We start from the raw sequence: 14,307 nt of genomic DNA, 5'->3' as shown, positions 1-14,307 counted from the left end.
TAGACTACCCGCCATTCAGGAGTTTGATCAATGGCACTCACCCCCGACGGGCTCATGGACGCACTCAAGAGCGTCACGGACCCTAACACCGGCAAAGAATTCGCAGCGACCCGCTCGCTCAAAAACCTGCAGATCGCCGAGGGCGATGTCTCGTTCGACCTCGAACTGGGCTACCCCGCCAAGAGCCAGCACGCGGCCATCCGCAAGTCGCTGGTGGCCGCGGCCAAGGCCGTGCCGGGCGTGGAGAACGTGTCGGTCAACATCGTCACCAAGGTCATCAGCCATGCGGTGCAGCGCGGCGTGCAGCTGATGCCCAACGTGCGCAACATCGTGGCCGTGGCCTCGGGCAAGGGCGGCGTGGGCAAGAGCACCACGGCCGCCAACCTGGCGCTGGCGCTGGCCGCCGAGGGCGCCAGCGTGGGCTTGCTCGACGCCGACATCTACGGCCCGAGCCAGCCCATGATGATGGGCCTGGACGGTCGCCCCGAGAGCATCGACGGCAAGAACATGGAGCCCAAGGAGCGCCACGGCGTGCAGGTGATGTCGATCGGCTTCCTGGTCGACGCCGACCAGGCCATGATCTGGCGCGGCCCCATGGCCACGCAGGCGCTCGAGCAGCTGCTGCGCCAGACCAACTGGAAAGACCTCGACTACCTGATCGTCGACATGCCGCCGGGCACCGGCGACATCCAGCTCACGCTGAGCCAGCGCGTGCCGATGACGGGCGCGGTGATCGTCACCACGCCGCAGGACATTGCGCTGCTCGACGCGCGCAAGGGCATCCAGATGTTCGAGAAGGTCGGCGTGCCGATCCTGGGCATCGTGGAGAACATGGCGGTGCACATCTGCTCGAACTGCGGTCACACGGAGCACATCTTCGGCGCCGACGGCGGCAAGAAGATGGCGGCCGAGTACCAGATGGCCTACCTGGGCGCGCTGCCGCTGGACATCAACATCCGGCTGCAGGCGGACAGCGGGGCGCCCACGGTGGTGTCCGACCCCGACGGCGAGGTGGCCGGGCTCTACAAGGCCGTGGCGCGCAGCGTGGCGGTGGGGATTGCGGAGAAGGCGAAGGACTTTTCCGCGAAGTTCCCGACGATCTCGATCAGCAAGAACACCTGAGGCACAGGCGGGGCAGGGCGAGGGCCTGCGCAGGCGCCCCGGACGCGAGCCCGCAAGAAGAAAAAGGACGCACGCAATGAACCTGCTCGCCTCGATGCGCTACCTCGTCGCACTCAGCGAGCACAAGCATTTCGGTCGCGCCGCGCAGGCCTGCCACATCACGCAGCCGGCCCTTTCCAATGCGCTGCGCGCGCTGGAAGGCGAGTTCGGCGTCGTCATCGTCAAGCGCTCCCGCGTGTACGTGGGCCTCACGCACGAAGGCGAGCGCGTGCTGGCCACGGCGCAGCGCATGCTGCGCGACAACGAGGTGCTGCTGCAGGAGCTGCGCAGCGAGGCCGGCGACCCGCGCGGGCGCCTGCGCATGGCCGCCGTGCCCACCGCGATCCCGATGCTGTCGCGCTTTGCCGCGATGCTGCAGCAGCGCCATCCGGGCATCGTGCCGGCCGTGCTTTCCATGAGCTCGCAGGAGCTGGAAACGGGCCTCGAAAACCTCTCGGTCGACCTCGCGCTGGGCTACACCGAGCGCATGCACCTGCCGGGCGTCAAGCTCAAGGCCTGGCCGCAGAGCATCGAACACTACTTCCTGCTGCGTCGCGCGAAGAAGCCCTCGGCCGACCGGCTGCGCATCGGCCGCCCCATCGCCTGGGCCGAGGCCGGCAAGCTGCCGCTGTGCCTGCTCACGCCCGACATGCACAACCGCGCCATCATCGACCAGGCCCTGCGCGAGGCCGGCGTGGCCGCGGTGGCGCCCGCCATCGAGACCAACTCGGTGCTCACGCTCGCGCTGGCCGTGAGCGCGGGCACCGTCAGCAGCGTGCTGCCCGGCGCCATGGTGGCGGCCGTGCGCAGCCACCGCGAACTGGAGGCGCTGCCGCTGGTGGCGCCCGAGGTGCGCACGCCCATCGGCTTCATGACGCAGGAGGGTGTGCGGCCCGCGCGGGCGCTCGATGCGGCGCTGGCTTTCTTGCAGACGCCCGAATGGCAGGCGCAGGCGCGCCAGCACAGCGGCGCGCTCGACGCCGCGTAGCCTCGGCCCACGGGTGCCGACGGCACCTGGATGGTTTACCCTTCGCGCCATCATGAAATCCAAAGCCCAGTTCCGCCTGCGCATCTACCGGGACGACACCATCGCCATCGGCCCCGGCAAGATCGCCGTGCTCGAAGCCGTGGCCGAGACCGGCTCGATCTCGGCGGCGGCCCGCCTGCTCGGCATGTCGTACCGCCGCGCGTGGATGCTGATCGACGAGATGAACCAGACGCTGGCCTCGCCCGCCGTCAACACTGCCGCCGGCGGCTCGCGCGGCGGCGGCACGGCGCTCACGCCCGTGGGCGAGGACATCGTGAAGCGCTACCGCGCCATCGAGAACGCCGCGCGCCTGGCGACGGCGGCAGACGTTCGCGCGCTCACGCGCCTGCTGGCGCCATGAACGCCGCCGACATCGACCCTGTCGTCTGCCGCCCGGTCGGCATCGTGCGCAGCCGCTTCACCGAGACCTCGGGCATGCCCATCCAGACGGCCGGCGCGCCCGACGAAGTGGGGCGCCTGGAGGTGTTCGCCGAGTTCGCGCCGGGGCTGCGCGACATCGAAGGCTTCGACTACCTGATCCTCGTGACGCACCTGCACCGCTGCGCGCACGAGCGGCTCGAGGTGGTGCCCTTCCTGGACGACGCCACGCACGGCGTGTTCGCCACGCGCGCGCCCGCGCGGCCCAACCGGCTGGGCCTGTCGATCGTGCGGCTCACGGCGGTGGAGGGCACGACGCTGCATTTCAGCGGCAACGACATGATCGACGGCACGCCCGTGCTCGACATCAAGCCCTACGTGCCGCGCTTCGACGTGCGCGAGACCGAGCGCGTGGGCTGGTTCGGCGCGCGGCTCGATCAGCTGCCGCGCACGCGCTCTGACGGCCGGATGGACTGATCGCCGTCGCCTGACGCCTCGCCGGCCGCGCCCGGCAGCAGGTCGCCCTGCCAGCACGACCACACGTCCTGCGACAGCGTCTCGCGCGCCTGCGGCGGCGCCTCGCGGATCGTGCCCATGCTGATGAAACCCGCCAGGTACTCGCCCGGCTGCACGCCGACCTGGCGCACCAGCGTCTCGTCGAAGCAGCGCTCGCCGCTGAGCACGATGGCGCCGTAGCCCAGCTGGTGCGCGGCGGCCAGCAGGTTGCCCAGCGCCGCGCCAGCGCCCAGCCACTGTTCGCGCGCGGGGATCTTGCTGCGCTCGCGCGGCGACACCACGAAGCCCAGCAACAGCGGCGGGCGCGTGGCGTGCTCGCGGGCGCGCCGCAGGTCGGTGGGGCTGGCGAGCGGGTCGCGGCGCAGCTTTTCCTGTTCGAAGCACCAGGCCAGCGCCTCGCGGTTCTGCGGGCGGAACTCGATCACGCGCCACGGATGCAGCCCGCCGTGGTCGGGCGCGCGCAGGCCGGCCTGAATGATGGCGTCGAGTTCGTCGGGGTTGGGGCCGGGCGATTGCAGCCGCCGCGGCGAGACCGATCGCCGCGTCAGCAGGACTTCGAGGATGCGTTCCGCACCCGTCATGTGGCGCCACATCGCCGTCATTGCTCGCGCCGGTCGGTCCATGCGGCGCTGCGGCGCAGCACCTCGCCGATGTCCTGCGCGTCGCCCGGCGCCACCAGGAACGACTGGCTCTCGCCGCCCGGCGCGATGATCGACAGCACGAAGCCGCCGGCGTCCAGCGTGCGCTCGATGCGCCATTCGTGCACCTGCGTCACATGGCGAAGCTCGGGCCTGCCGGAGGTCGAGCGGACAACGGTGTCATGAGGGGAAAGGCGCATGGGGCGGATGGACAAAGTCTCCAACGCTGTATTCGCCAGTATATGAAGACCGGCGCATCCGTGCATCCCCGTGGGAACCAGAAGGCTGCTCATGTAACAATTACGCCGTATCTCAATGAACACGACGACCACCTCTTCGCTCATCGCCACCACCGACTGGTCGCCGCTGGTCCTGTCGCTGCAGGTCGCGGCGGTCGCGACCTTGCTGGCGCTGGTCGCGGGCGTGGCGCTGGGCTGGGTGTTCGCGCGCAAGCAGTTCGTCGGCTCGGGCGTGCTCGAGGCCGTGTTCATGCTGCCGCTGGTGCTGCCGCCCACGGTGATCGGCTACGCCATCCTGGTGGCGGCGGGGCGCCGCAGCCCGCTCGGCGCCTGGCTGCGCGAGCACTTCGACTACACCATCATCTTCAGCTGGCACGGCGCCGTGGTGGCGTCGGCCGTGGTGGCGCTGCCGCTGGTGCTCAAGTCGGCCAGCGCGGCTTTTTCTAACGTCGACCGCTCGCTCGAAGCCGCCGCCAGCACCTTGCGCCAGTCGCCGTTCTCGGTGTTCCTGCGCGTCACGCTGCCGCTGGCCTGGCCCGGCATCCTGGCCGGCACGCTGCTCGCGTTCGCGCGCGCCATGGGCGAGTTCGGCGCCTCGCTGATGGTGGCCGGCTCCATTCCCAAGCAGACCCAGACCCTGTCGATGGCCATCTACGACGCCGTGCAGGCCGGCCACGACGACCTGGCGCTGCTGCTGGTGGTCGTCACGTCGGTGCTGTCGATTGCCGTGCTGGTCGTGTCGAACCGTTTCTTTTCGCTTCGTTGATTCCCCCTTTTTCCAGGAGACTGTGCCCATGCGTCCGTTGCGTCTTTTGTCCGTCGTGCTCGCCCTGGCCCTGCCGCTTGCGGCCGCTGCGCAGCAGATCACCGTGTCCGCCGCCGCGAGCCTGACCGACGCGTTCAAGGAAATCGGTCCCAAGTTCGAAGCCGCCAAGGCGGGCAGCACCGTGCGCTTCAACTTCGCCGCTTCGGGCGTGCTGCTGCAGCAGATCGGGCAGGGCGCGCCGGTCGACGTGTTCGCCAGCGCCGACCAGGAAACCATGAACCGCGGCAACGACCAGAAGCTCATCGACACCGCCACCCGCAAGGACTTCGTCACCAACAGCCTCGTGCTGGTCGAACCCGCGCAGGGCGCCGTCGGCCTGAAGTCGCTGCAGGACCTGAGCGGTGCGAACGTGAAGAAGATCGCCGTCGGCAAGACCGCCACCGTGCCGGTCGGCCGCTACACCAAGCAGGTGCTGGACAACGCCAAGCTCTGGACCGCGCTCGAACCCAAGTTCGTGCAGGCCGACAGCGTGCGCCAGGTGCTCGACTACGTGAGCCGTGGCGAGGTCGAGGCCGGCTTTGTCTACCGCACCGACGCGGCCGTGGCCGGCGACAAGGTCAAGGTCGCCTTCACGCCCACCGGCCACACGCCCGTGACCTACCCCATCGCCGTCGTGGCCGAGAGCAAGCAGAAGGCGCTGGCCGGCGACTTCATCGCCTTCCTGTCGACGCCTGCGGCCCAGGAAGTGCTCGCGCGCTACGGCTTCGGCAAGCCATGATCGATGTCGATCTGCAGCTCACGGTGAAGGACGGGGCCCGGCGCTTCGACCTCGCCGTGCGCTTCCAGACCGACGTTCCCTTCGCCGCGCTCTACGGCCCCTCGGGGGCCGGCAAGTCGCTCACCCTGCAGGCCATCGCCGGCCTGCTGCATCCCTCGGCGGGCCATGTGCGGCTGGACGGCCGCACGCTGTACGACGCCGCGCAGCGCATCGACGTGCCCGCGCCGGCGCGCCGCATCGGCTACCTGTTCCAGAACTACGCGTTGTTCCCGCACCTCACGGTGCGCGAGAACGTGGCCTTCGGGCTCACCGCGTGGCACCGCCGCACGCTGCCGGCCCGCGACGCCGAGCGCGTGCAGGCGCTGCTGGCCAGCTTCGGCCTCGCCGCGCTGGCCGACAGCCGGCCGCAGAAACTCTCGGGCGGCCAGCAGCAGCGCGTGGCCCTGGCGCGCGCGCTGGCCTGCGAGCCGCAGGTGCTGCTGCTCGACGAACCCTTTGCCGCGCTCAACCCCATGCTGCGCGCCGAACTGCGCAACGAGCTCGCGCAGGTGCGCAAGCAATGGGGCATCCCGGTCCTGATGATCACGCACGACATCGAGGACGTGCTCGCCCTGGCCGACGTGGCCTTTGTCTACAAGGACGGGCAGGTGGTGCGCGAGATCGACCTGCACAACGCCGACAGCCGTGACTTTGCGCTGCGGGAGATTGCCGGGGTGCAGGAGGTGGAGGAGACGCCGCTGCGCAGCAAGCTGCGGGGTTTGCTGATGGGCGGTGCGCGCGAGGCCTGAGCGCCGTTTTCTTCCTTCGTCATTTCCATTTTGAATCGCCGCATGTCGCGATTCAATTTGACGCCACGCCCCCACAGGCCAACACTGCCGCCATGAGCGAGCAGAAGATCGAGTTTTACAAGGGCCCCGCCGGTGGCTGGGGTGCGTTGCGCAGCGTGACGAATGCGCTGCTGCGGCAGGACATTCCGGTCAAGGGCGCGAAGACGCTGCTCTCGGCCAACCAGCCCGACGGCTTCGACTGCCCCGGCTGCGCCTGGCCCGACCGCAACCATGCCTCGACCTTCGAGTTCTGCGAGAACGGCGTGAAAGCCGTGGCCGCCGAGGCCACCGCGCGCCGCGCGGGCCCGGAGCTGTTCGCGAAGCACACCGTGGCCGAGCTGGCTCAGCAGAGCGATTTCTGGCTCGAAGACCAGGGCCGCCTCACGCACCCCATGGCCTACGACGCGGCCAGCGACAGGTACGTGCCCATCGACTGGGACGACGCCTTCGCGCGCATCGCGCAGCACCTGAACGCGCTGCCCGACCCGAATCAGGCCATCTTCTACACCTCGGGCCGCGCGAGCAACGAGGCGGCCTTCCTGTACCAGCTGTTCGTGCGCGAGTACGGCACCAACAACTTTCCCGACTGCTCGAACATGTGCCACGAGCCCAGCGGCAGCGGCATGCGCCCGCAGCTGGGTGTGGGCAAGGGCACGGTCACGCTGGAAGACTTCGAGAAGGCCGACGCGATCTTCATCTTCGGCCAGAACCCGGGCACCAACCACCCACGCATGCTCGGCGAGCTGCGCGCGGCCTCCAAGCGCGGCGCGCGCATCGTGAGCTTCAACCCGCTGCGCGAGCGCGGGCTGGAGCGCTTTGCCGACCCGCAGGACAAGCTGGAGATGGCCACGCTGGGCTCCACGCCGATCAGCACGCATTACTTCCAGCTGCGCGTGGGCGGCGACTTCGCGGCCGTGAAGGGGATGATGAAGCACGTCATCGAGCGCGAAGACGCGGCGGTGGCGCGCGGCGAGCCTTCGGTGCTCGACCACGCATTCATCGCCGAGCACACCCTGGGTTTCGAAGCGCTGGCCGACGACCTGCGCGCCGAATCGTGGCCGCTGCTGGTGCAGGAGTCGGGCCTGAGCGAAGCGCAGATGCGCGCGGCGGCCGACGTGTACCTGGGCGCCAAGCGCGTCATCGCCTGCTGGGGCATGGGCATCACGCAGCACCAGCATTCGGTGGCCACGATCCAGATGATCGGCAACTGGCTCATGCTGTGCGGCCACATGGGCCGCGAAGGCGCGGGCGCCTGCCCGGTGCGCGGGCACAGCAACGTGCAGGGCGACCGCACCATGGGCATCTGGGAAAAGCCGCCGGCCGCGCTGCTCGACCGGCTGCAGCAGGTGTTCGGCTTCGAGCCGCCGCGCAAAAATGGCGTGGACACGGTCGAGGCGATCCAGCTCATGCTCGACGGCAAGGGCAAGGTGTTCTTCGCGCTGGGCGGCAACTTCGCGGCCGCCACGCCCGACACCTACCAGACCTGGAAGGCGCTGCAGCAGTGCGACCTCACGGTGCACGTGACGACCAAGCTCAACCGCAGCCACATCATCCACGGGCGCGAGGCGCTCATCCTGCCGTGCCTGGGGCGCACCGAGATCGACATGCAGGCTAACGGTCCGCAGGGCGTGACGGTCGAAGACTCGATGAGCATGGTGCACATCTCGGTGGGCATCAACCCGCCCGCGTCGGAACTCTTGTTGTCCGAGCCCGCCATCGTCGCGCGCCTTGCTGCAGCCACCATCGGCGCGCGCAGCAAGACGCCGTGGCTCTGGCTGGTCGAAGACTACGCCCGCATCCGCGACAAGATCGAAGCCGTGTTCGACGACTTCAAGGACTTCAACGCGCGCGTGGCGCACCCCGGCGGCTTCCGCCTGCGCAACACGGCGAGCGAGCGCGTGTGGGCCACCGCGTCGAAGAAGGCCGTGTTCTTCACGCACGCCGTGCCGCTGGACACGCATGCGCACCGGGCCCGCGCGCGCTTCGCGTCGCAGCGCGACACGCTGGTGTTCACGCTGCTCACCACGCGCTCGCACGACCAGTACAACACCACCATCTACGGCATGGACGACCGCTACCGCGGCGTGTTCGGCCAGCGCCGCGTGGTGTTCATCCACAAAGACGACATCCGCCAGCTCGGCATGAAGGACGGCGACTGGGTCGACATCCAGACCGTGTGGAGCGACGGGCAGGAGCGTCGCGCCGACCGCTTCAAGCTGGTGGCCTACGACATCCCGCGCGGCAACCTCGCGGCCTACTACCCCGAGACGAACCCGCTGGTGCCGCTGTCGTCGGTGGCCGAGAACGCGGGCACGCCGACGTCCAAGTCGATCCCCGTGGTGCTGTCGCTGCATGTGGCGCCGGTCGCGGCGGAGGCCGACGCCGTGGCGGCATGAGCGATTCCGGGTTCGACGCCGACGCCTTTTCCATCGCGATCCTGCGCGCGCTCGCTGAAGCGCCCGGCGAGGGCGGCATGTCGCTGCCGCGCCTGGGCAAGCGGCTGGGGCAGGGCGCGAGCGTGGTCATGCGCCAGCTCACATTGATGGGCGATGCCGCGCTGGGCGGCGTGCGCGGACCGGGCTGGGTGCGCGTGGTGCAGCTGGACGATCGCTGGGTCGCGCACCTCACCGACGCCGGGCGCGCGGTGGTCGACAGCCTGCCGGCTGACGAAAACCGCGGCTGAGCGGACAATGGCCGCGGCCATGACAGACACCCCCGAACCCGACGCCCTGCCGCCCCTCGCGCGGCACGCCGTGCACGTCTTCGGCGAGCGCGGCCTCGCGCCCGAGGGCGTGGTGCGCGACGACACGCTGGCTGCCGAGGTGCCGGTGGCGCTGGTGTTCAACGGCGTCTCGCACGCCGTGATGATGGCCACGCCGCAGGACCTCGAGGCCTTCGCGCTGGGCTTTGCGCTGAGCGAGGGCATCCTCGACAGCGCCGCCGATTGCCGCGGCATCGACGTGCGAACGGTCGGGGCCCTCGATGCGGGCCTGCCCGAAGGCATGCCCGGCATCGAGGTGCAGCTCGAAGTGTCCACGCGCAGCTTCGAACGCCTGAAGGACCGGCGCCGCAGCCTCGCGGGCCGCACCGGCTGCGGCGTGTGCGGCGTCGAAAGCTTCGCGGGGCTCGACCTGTCGCCGCAGCGCGTGCCGCCGCGCGACTGGATCGAACGCATCGACCTGGCCACCGTGCTGCGCGCCTTCGCCGCCATGCCGCCGCGCCAGGTGCTCAACGCCGAAGCCGGTGCGATCCACGCAGCGGCCTGGGCCACGGTGGACGGCGAACTCACCGACCTGATGGAAGACGTGGGCCGCCACAACGCGCTCGACAAGCTGCTCGGCGCGCTGGCGCGTGCGAATCGGCTGCAGGAGCCCGGCTTCGTGCTGATGTCCAGCCGCGGCAGCCACGAGCTGGTGCGCAAGTGCGCGCGCCTGGGCATCGCGGCGATGGCGACCATCTCGGCACCGACCGCGATGGGCGTGCGCATGGCCGAGCTCAGCGGCCTGCGTTTCTGGGGGCTGTGCCGCGCGCCGCGCGGCGTGCTTTACGCCGACGGGCTTGGGTCGCTGAGCGCCAGCACCGCGTCGGCCACGGCCTCGATGCCCTGATCCGACAGGTCGGACGCCGCCACACGCTGGCGCCTGGCCCACGCGCGAAAGTGGGTCTCTTGCGACTTCTGGTAGTGCGGGTCGTAGTGCAACGACATCAGCTCGGCGAACAGGTGCGGCAGGTCGGCCTCGTGGGCCCACTGCTGCCAGCGCGTCACTGTTTCCTTGCCCTGCAGTTCCTTGAGCACGCCCATCTTCTCGGCGAGCGCCGCGCGGTCGTCGCCCAGGTAGGCGTAGTCGCGCAGCAGGTAGGCCAGCCGCGCCTCGGGCGTGGCCTCCACCTCGATGCACGGCGCGGCGCGCATCTGCGCCACGAGCGACAGCGGCAGCGACAGCCGCCCGATGCGCACGCTCTCGCCCTCGACATACAACGGGCGCGAGAGGTCGATGGCTTCGAGCACGGTCGCGATGCGCGTCTCGAAGTGCTTTTGCGACGGCTGCGGCACGCCCGGCAGCGCGCCGAGCAGCGAGCCCTTGTGGTTGGCGAAGGCTTCGAGGTCGAGCACCTGCGCGCCGCGTTCGGCCAGCGCGTGCAGCACGCGCGTCTTGGCGCTGCCGGTGGCGCCGCAGACCACTCGCAGGTCGAGCTGCGGCGTCAGCGCGTCGAGCTGCGAGATCACGTGCCGGCGAAAACTCTTGTAGCCGCCCGCGAGCTGCTGCGCGTCCCAGCCCACGAGCCGCAGCCACGTGACCATCGAGCCGCTGCGCATGCCGCCGCGCCAGCAGTAGACCAGCGGCTTCCACTTTTCGGGCCGGTCGGCCAGCGTGTCGCGCAGGTGCGTCGCGATGTTGGCCGCCACCATCGCACCGCCGATGCGGCGCGCCTCGAAGGCGCCGGTCTGCACGTAGACCGTGCCGACGATGTGGCGCTCCTCGTCGTTGAGCACGGGGCAGTTGATGGCGCCGGGGATGTGGTCGAGCGCGAACTCGGCGGGCGAGCGGGCGTCGATGATCGAATCGAAGGCGTGGCGGTCGGCTACCCGGACGGGCTGGCGATGACTCATGGCTGAAGGGACCTCATGCCGCCATTGTCGGCCACTCAGGCGTAGGCGGGACCTAGGCCTTTTCGCAAGCGAGCACTCGCCAAGTCGACAAAGGTGACCAGCACGAACATCGCGATCAGCACCGTCATCGCCTGCTGCTGCTGGAAGATCGACAGGTGGAAGTACAGCAGCTGGCCCAGCCCGCCGCCGCCCACGAAGCCCAGCACGGCCGCCATGCGGATGTTCATTTCCCAGCGGTAGAGCGTGTAGGCCACCCACTGCGGCAGCACGATCGGCAGGCTGGCGTAGCTGAAGGCGGCGACCGGGCCGGCGCCCGAGAGCGCCAGTGCCTGCTCGGGCTCGCGCGGCGCGTTCTCCAGTGCTTCGGCGAACAGCCGGCCGAGCACGCCGGTCGTGTGCAGCGACAGCGCCAGCGCGCCCGCGAACGGCCCGATGCCGGCGGCCAGCACCATCAGCGCGGCCCACACCAGCTCGGGCACGCTGCGCAAGAAGTTGAGCACGAAGCGCGCGCCATGGCGCAGCGGCCCGCCGATGCGTCCCGAGGCCGGCAGCGCAAGCACGGCGCCCGCCACGGCGGCCAGCACGGTGCCCAGCGCCGACACGGCCAGTGTCTGCAGCGCGCCGTGGCCGACCTTGGCCAGGAACTCGGGCGACACGTCGGGCGGGAAGAACTCGGCGATGAACTTGCCCATGAGCCTGAGCGATTCGGCCGAGCCCAGCGCGCCGTAGTCGATGCCCAGGTAGACGAAGCTCGCGACCACCGCCGCGGCGATCAGCGCGACGGCGAGCCAGCAGCGCAGGCACAGGGGAGGGCGTGGCGGCAGCGTCGTCATGCCAGGAGCTTTCGCAGCGCGTTGCTCAGCATGTCGGCCAGCAGCACGAGCGCGAGAAACACCAGCAGGATGCTGCTGGCCTCGCCGCCGTTGAGCATCTTCATCGACTGGTCCATCAGCTGCCCGAGGCCGCCCGCGCCCACGAAGCCCATCACCACCGAGGCGCGCACCGCGCATTCCCAGCGGTACACGGTGTACGAGGCCAGCTCCTGCGCCGTGTGCGGCAGCAGGCCGTAGCACAGCGCCGCGAGCCGGCCGCTGCCGCTTTCGAGCAGGGCGCGCGCGGGGCGCGTGTCGGTCGATTCGAGGATCTCGGCGTAGACCTTGCCCAGCATGCCGCCGTAGGTGATGGCCAGCGCCAGCACGCCGGCCGCGGGGCCGAGCCCGAGCGCGCGCACGAACAGCAGCGCCCACACGATCTCGGGAATGGCGCGCAGCACCATCAGCAGCCAGCGCGCCGCTTGCCGGACGATGCCGGCCTGCACGCGGCCGGGGCCGGGTCCGATGCGCGAGATGGACAGCGCGCGCGTGGTCACGAAGCCCAGCGGCGCGCCGATCAGCAGCGCCATGGCCGTGCCGGCCGTGGCCATGGCCAGGGTCTCGAGCGTGGCCTTGACGAGCAAGGCGAGAAAAGCCGGCGAGCTGTCGGGCGGAAAAAAGCCCGCAAGAAAGCCGCCGATGACCGCGAGGTTGCCGCTGCCGAACAGCGCCCAGGGCTTGAATTCGGAGAGCGCGAGCACCGGCCAGGCGACGGCCAGTGCCGCGAGCCAGCCGGCCAGGCGACGGCCCGCGTGCGGATCGCGCAGGGCGGGGCGGGCGAGTGTCGCCGTCACGGGCAGTCCGGCCGATGGAAGGCCGGCTCGGCCGTGCCGGCCACCGGCGCGACCGGCAGCGGTCCTTGCGTCGCCACGCCGCCTTCGCTCGCGTAGAGCGCCTCGAGCAGCGCCGGCGTCACCTGCGCGGCCGGCAGGTCGAAGGCGACCTGCCCGTCGCGCATGCCCACGATGCGCGGAAACCAGCGCAGCGCCAGGTCGACCGCGTGCAGCGACGCCACCAGCGTGGCACCGGTCGATTCGCTCTGCGCCACCAGCTGGCCCACGGCCGCGTGCGCGAGCGTGGGGTCGAGTGCCGACACCGGCTCGTCCGCCAGCAGCAGCGCGGGGCGCTGGTACAGCACGCGCGCGATGCCCACGCGCTGCAGCTGGCCGCCCGAGAGGCGGTCGCAGCGGTCGAACAGCCGGTCTTCGAGCGCGAGCCGGGCCAGCGCCGCGTGCGCGCCCGCGATATCGGACGGGTAGAAGAGCGAACCCAGCGCGCGCGCCGTCGACCACTGGCCGAGCCGGCCCGCGAGCACGGCCGTGACCACGCGCAGGCGCGGCGCGATCGGCGGTGCCTGGTGCACGGTGCCGATGCGCGCGCGCAGTTGCTTGAGCGCACGCGCCGGCAGCCGCCACGGGTGCTGGCCCAGCGCCTGCACCTGGCCTTCGCCGGGCCGCAGCGCCGCGCCGAGCACGCGCAGCAGCGTGGTCTTGCCCGCGCCCGAAGGCCCGATGACGGCGATGCGCTCGCCGTCGCGCGCGGCCAGCGTCACGCCGGCCAGCGCGCGCTGGCCATTGGGGTGCACCACGCCCGCGCTGTCGAGCGAAAAACTCATCCGCGCATTCCGCTCACTTGATGAGGCCGGCCGACTTGCCCGCCGTCTCGATGCCGTCGTAGTTCGACGACTTGGTGGGAATGAACTTGCTCGCGCGCTGCAGCGCCATGATCTCCTTGTGCGCCGGGTTGGCCGGGTCCAGCTTCAGGAAGGCGTCGGTCAGCTTCTTCGTCACGGCGGCGTCCAGGCCCGGGCGCACGGTCCAGTTGTAGTCGTAGTAGGTCGGCGTGGTGGCCAGCACGCGCACCTTGGCGGCGTTGGGGTTCTTGGCCTCGACCAGCTTGTCCCACACCGAGGCGTTGAGCACGCCGGCTTCGGCGCGCGAGGCGGCCACGAAGGCCACGGTGGCGTCGTGCGCGCCCGAGAACGCGACGGTCTTGAAGTCTTTCTCGGGGTTGATGCCGGCCTGCAGCAGGAAGTAGCGCGGCATCAGGCTGCCCGAGGTGGACGAGGGCGCGCCGAAGGCAAAGGTCTTGCCCTTCAGGTCGGCCAGGGTCTTGGCGGGGCTGTCGATCGGCACGATGAACTTGCTGGTGAACACCTCGTCTTCCGCGCGCTGCACGATCGGCACCGCGCCGCCGTTGGTGCGGATGCGCGCCTGCACGAAGGTGAAGCCGCCCAGCCAGGCCAGGTCGATCTTGTTCGTCGCCAGGCCTTCGACCACGGCGGCGTAGTCGGTCACGGGCGTGAACTGCACGTCCATGCCGGTTTCCTTCTTCAGGTAATCGCCCAGCGGCGTGAACTTGCGCTGCAGCTCGGTGGGCGCCTCGTCGGGAATGGCCGACACGCGCAGCACGCCCTGGGCGAAGGCGCCCACGGCGGTGAGGGACAGGGCCAGCGCGAGGGCGAGCCGGGACACGGTTTGTTTCGTTTGCATG

The 14,307-nt window shown here is 70.4% G+C and carries 17 protein-coding genes; 10 read left to right on the top strand and 7 right to left on the bottom strand.

What is annotated here, in order from left to right; genetic code table 11:
• The first annotated feature begins 30 nt into the window (after positions 1-30).
• From apbC to tsaA, 4 genes are all read left to right on the top strand, one after another.
• Entirely contained in the window at positions 31-1,122 is a 1,092-nt protein-coding gene (gene apbC / locus AC1RAA_RS13675; RefSeq protein ID WP_492728733.1) for an iron-sulfur cluster carrier protein ApbC, read from the top strand.
• Positions 1,123-1,198: 76 nt separating this feature from the next.
• Positions 1,199-2,149: a LysR family transcriptional regulator gene (locus AC1RAA_RS13670; RefSeq protein ID WP_139700229.1), complete on the top strand. Its 951-nt coding sequence runs from the start codon at positions 1,199-1,201 to the stop codon at positions 2,147-2,149.
• A 52-nt stretch (positions 2,150-2,201) separates the two neighbouring features.
• Entirely contained in the window at positions 2,202-2,549 is a 348-nt protein-coding gene (locus AC1RAA_RS13665) for a winged helix-turn-helix domain-containing protein (RefSeq protein ID WP_062478989.1), read from the top strand.
• Complete coding sequence (tsaA, locus tag AC1RAA_RS13660; protein WP_159274924.1) at positions 2,546-3,043, top strand: tRNA (N6-threonylcarbamoyladenosine(37)-N6)-methyltransferase TrmO; 498 nt, start codon at positions 2,546-2,548, stop codon at positions 3,041-3,043. Before AC1RAA_RS13665 ends, tsaA begins: the two co-directional genes overlap by 4 nt.
• Here the strand turns inward: tsaA and AC1RAA_RS13655 are convergent.
• Together AC1RAA_RS13655 and AC1RAA_RS13650 are read right to left on the bottom strand one after the other, a co-directional pair.
• Complete coding sequence (locus AC1RAA_RS13655) at positions 3,004-3,684, bottom strand: nitroreductase family protein (RefSeq protein WP_062478995.1); 681 nt, start codon at positions 3,682-3,684, stop codon at positions 3,004-3,006. The two genes, tsaA and AC1RAA_RS13655, sit on opposite strands and share 40 nt — an antisense overlap.
• On the bottom strand, positions 3,681-3,920 hold the full coding sequence (locus AC1RAA_RS13650) for a hypothetical protein (RefSeq protein ID WP_070061480.1): 240 nt from the start codon (positions 3,918-3,920) through the stop codon (positions 3,681-3,683). The genes AC1RAA_RS13655 and AC1RAA_RS13650 overlap by 4 nt, the downstream gene beginning before the upstream one ends.
• A 115-nt stretch (positions 3,921-4,035) precedes the next feature.
• Here AC1RAA_RS13650 and modB point away from each other — a divergent pair, with 115 nt between their 5' ends.
• The 6 genes from modB to fdhD all read left to right on the top strand — a co-directional run bounded on the left by modB (position 4,036) and on the right by fdhD (position 9,938).
• The gene (gene modB, locus AC1RAA_RS13645; RefSeq protein WP_062479002.1) at positions 4,036-4,725 is read left to right on the top strand and encodes a molybdate ABC transporter permease subunit; all 690 of its coding nucleotides are present in this window, start codon (positions 4,036-4,038) and stop codon (positions 4,723-4,725) included.
• A 28-nt stretch (positions 4,726-4,753) separates the two neighbouring features.
• Positions 4,754-5,503 (top strand): molybdate ABC transporter substrate-binding protein, encoded by a 750-nt coding sequence (modA, locus tag AC1RAA_RS13640; protein ID WP_369644451.1) that lies wholly within the window; start codon positions 4,754-4,756, stop codon positions 5,501-5,503.
• Positions 5,500-6,291: an ABC transporter ATP-binding protein gene (locus AC1RAA_RS13635; protein WP_095949325.1), complete on the top strand. Its 792-nt coding sequence runs from the start codon at positions 5,500-5,502 to the stop codon at positions 6,289-6,291. Before modA ends, AC1RAA_RS13635 begins: the two co-directional genes overlap by 4 nt.
• Before the next feature lie 92 nt (positions 6,292-6,383).
• Positions 6,384-8,726, top strand: a complete 2,343-nt coding sequence (locus AC1RAA_RS13630) for an FdhF/YdeP family oxidoreductase (RefSeq protein WP_492728737.1) — start codon at positions 6,384-6,386, stop codon at positions 8,724-8,726.
• Complete coding sequence (locus AC1RAA_RS13625; protein ID WP_139700239.1) at positions 8,723-9,013, top strand: hypothetical protein; 291 nt, start codon at positions 8,723-8,725, stop codon at positions 9,011-9,013. Before AC1RAA_RS13630 ends, AC1RAA_RS13625 begins: the two co-directional genes overlap by 4 nt.
• A gap of 19 nt (positions 9,014-9,032) precedes the next feature.
• Complete coding sequence (gene fdhD, locus AC1RAA_RS13620; protein WP_492728739.1) at positions 9,033-9,938, top strand: formate dehydrogenase accessory sulfurtransferase FdhD; 906 nt, start codon at positions 9,033-9,035, stop codon at positions 9,936-9,938.
• On the opposite strand, the gene mnmH is transcribed toward fdhD, so the two are convergent.
• The 5 genes from mnmH to AC1RAA_RS13595 are packed head-to-tail and all read right to left on the bottom strand — an operon-like array spanning position 9,875 to position 14,306.
• A complete protein-coding gene (mnmH, locus tag AC1RAA_RS13615; protein WP_492728741.1) occupies positions 9,875-10,942 on the bottom strand; it encodes a tRNA 2-selenouridine(34) synthase MnmH in 1,068 nt (355 codons plus the stop codon). The genes fdhD and mnmH overlap by 64 nt on opposite strands.
• A 35-nt stretch (positions 10,943-10,977) precedes the next feature.
• Positions 10,978-11,775, bottom strand: a complete 798-nt coding sequence (phnE, locus tag AC1RAA_RS13610; RefSeq protein ID WP_369631717.1) for a phosphonate ABC transporter, permease protein PhnE — start codon at positions 11,773-11,775, stop codon at positions 10,978-10,980.
• Positions 11,772-12,608 carry a PhnE/PtxC family ABC transporter permease gene (locus AC1RAA_RS13605; RefSeq protein WP_492728743.1) on the bottom strand — a complete coding sequence of 279 codons (837 nt, stop codon included), beginning with the start codon at positions 12,606-12,608 and terminating at the stop codon, positions 11,772-11,774. Before AC1RAA_RS13605 ends, phnE begins: the two co-directional genes overlap by 4 nt.
• Complete coding sequence (locus tag AC1RAA_RS13600) at positions 12,605-13,429, bottom strand: phosphonate ABC transporter ATP-binding protein (protein ID WP_492728745.1); 825 nt, start codon at positions 13,427-13,429, stop codon at positions 12,605-12,607. Before AC1RAA_RS13600 ends, AC1RAA_RS13605 begins: the two co-directional genes overlap by 4 nt.
• A gap of 13 nt (positions 13,430-13,442) precedes the next feature.
• The gene (locus AC1RAA_RS13595) at positions 13,443-14,306 is read right to left on the bottom strand and encodes a putative selenate ABC transporter substrate-binding protein (protein WP_062469048.1); all 864 of its coding nucleotides are present in this window, start codon (positions 14,304-14,306) and stop codon (positions 13,443-13,445) included.
• Between the last annotated feature and the right edge of the window lies 1 nt (position 14,307).

The organism is Variovorax sp. GW823-FHT04F07 (genome assembly GCF_058795995.1).
Note: the sequence above shows the minus strand (reverse complement) of the source record. Positions and strands in the feature narration are given on the sequence as shown.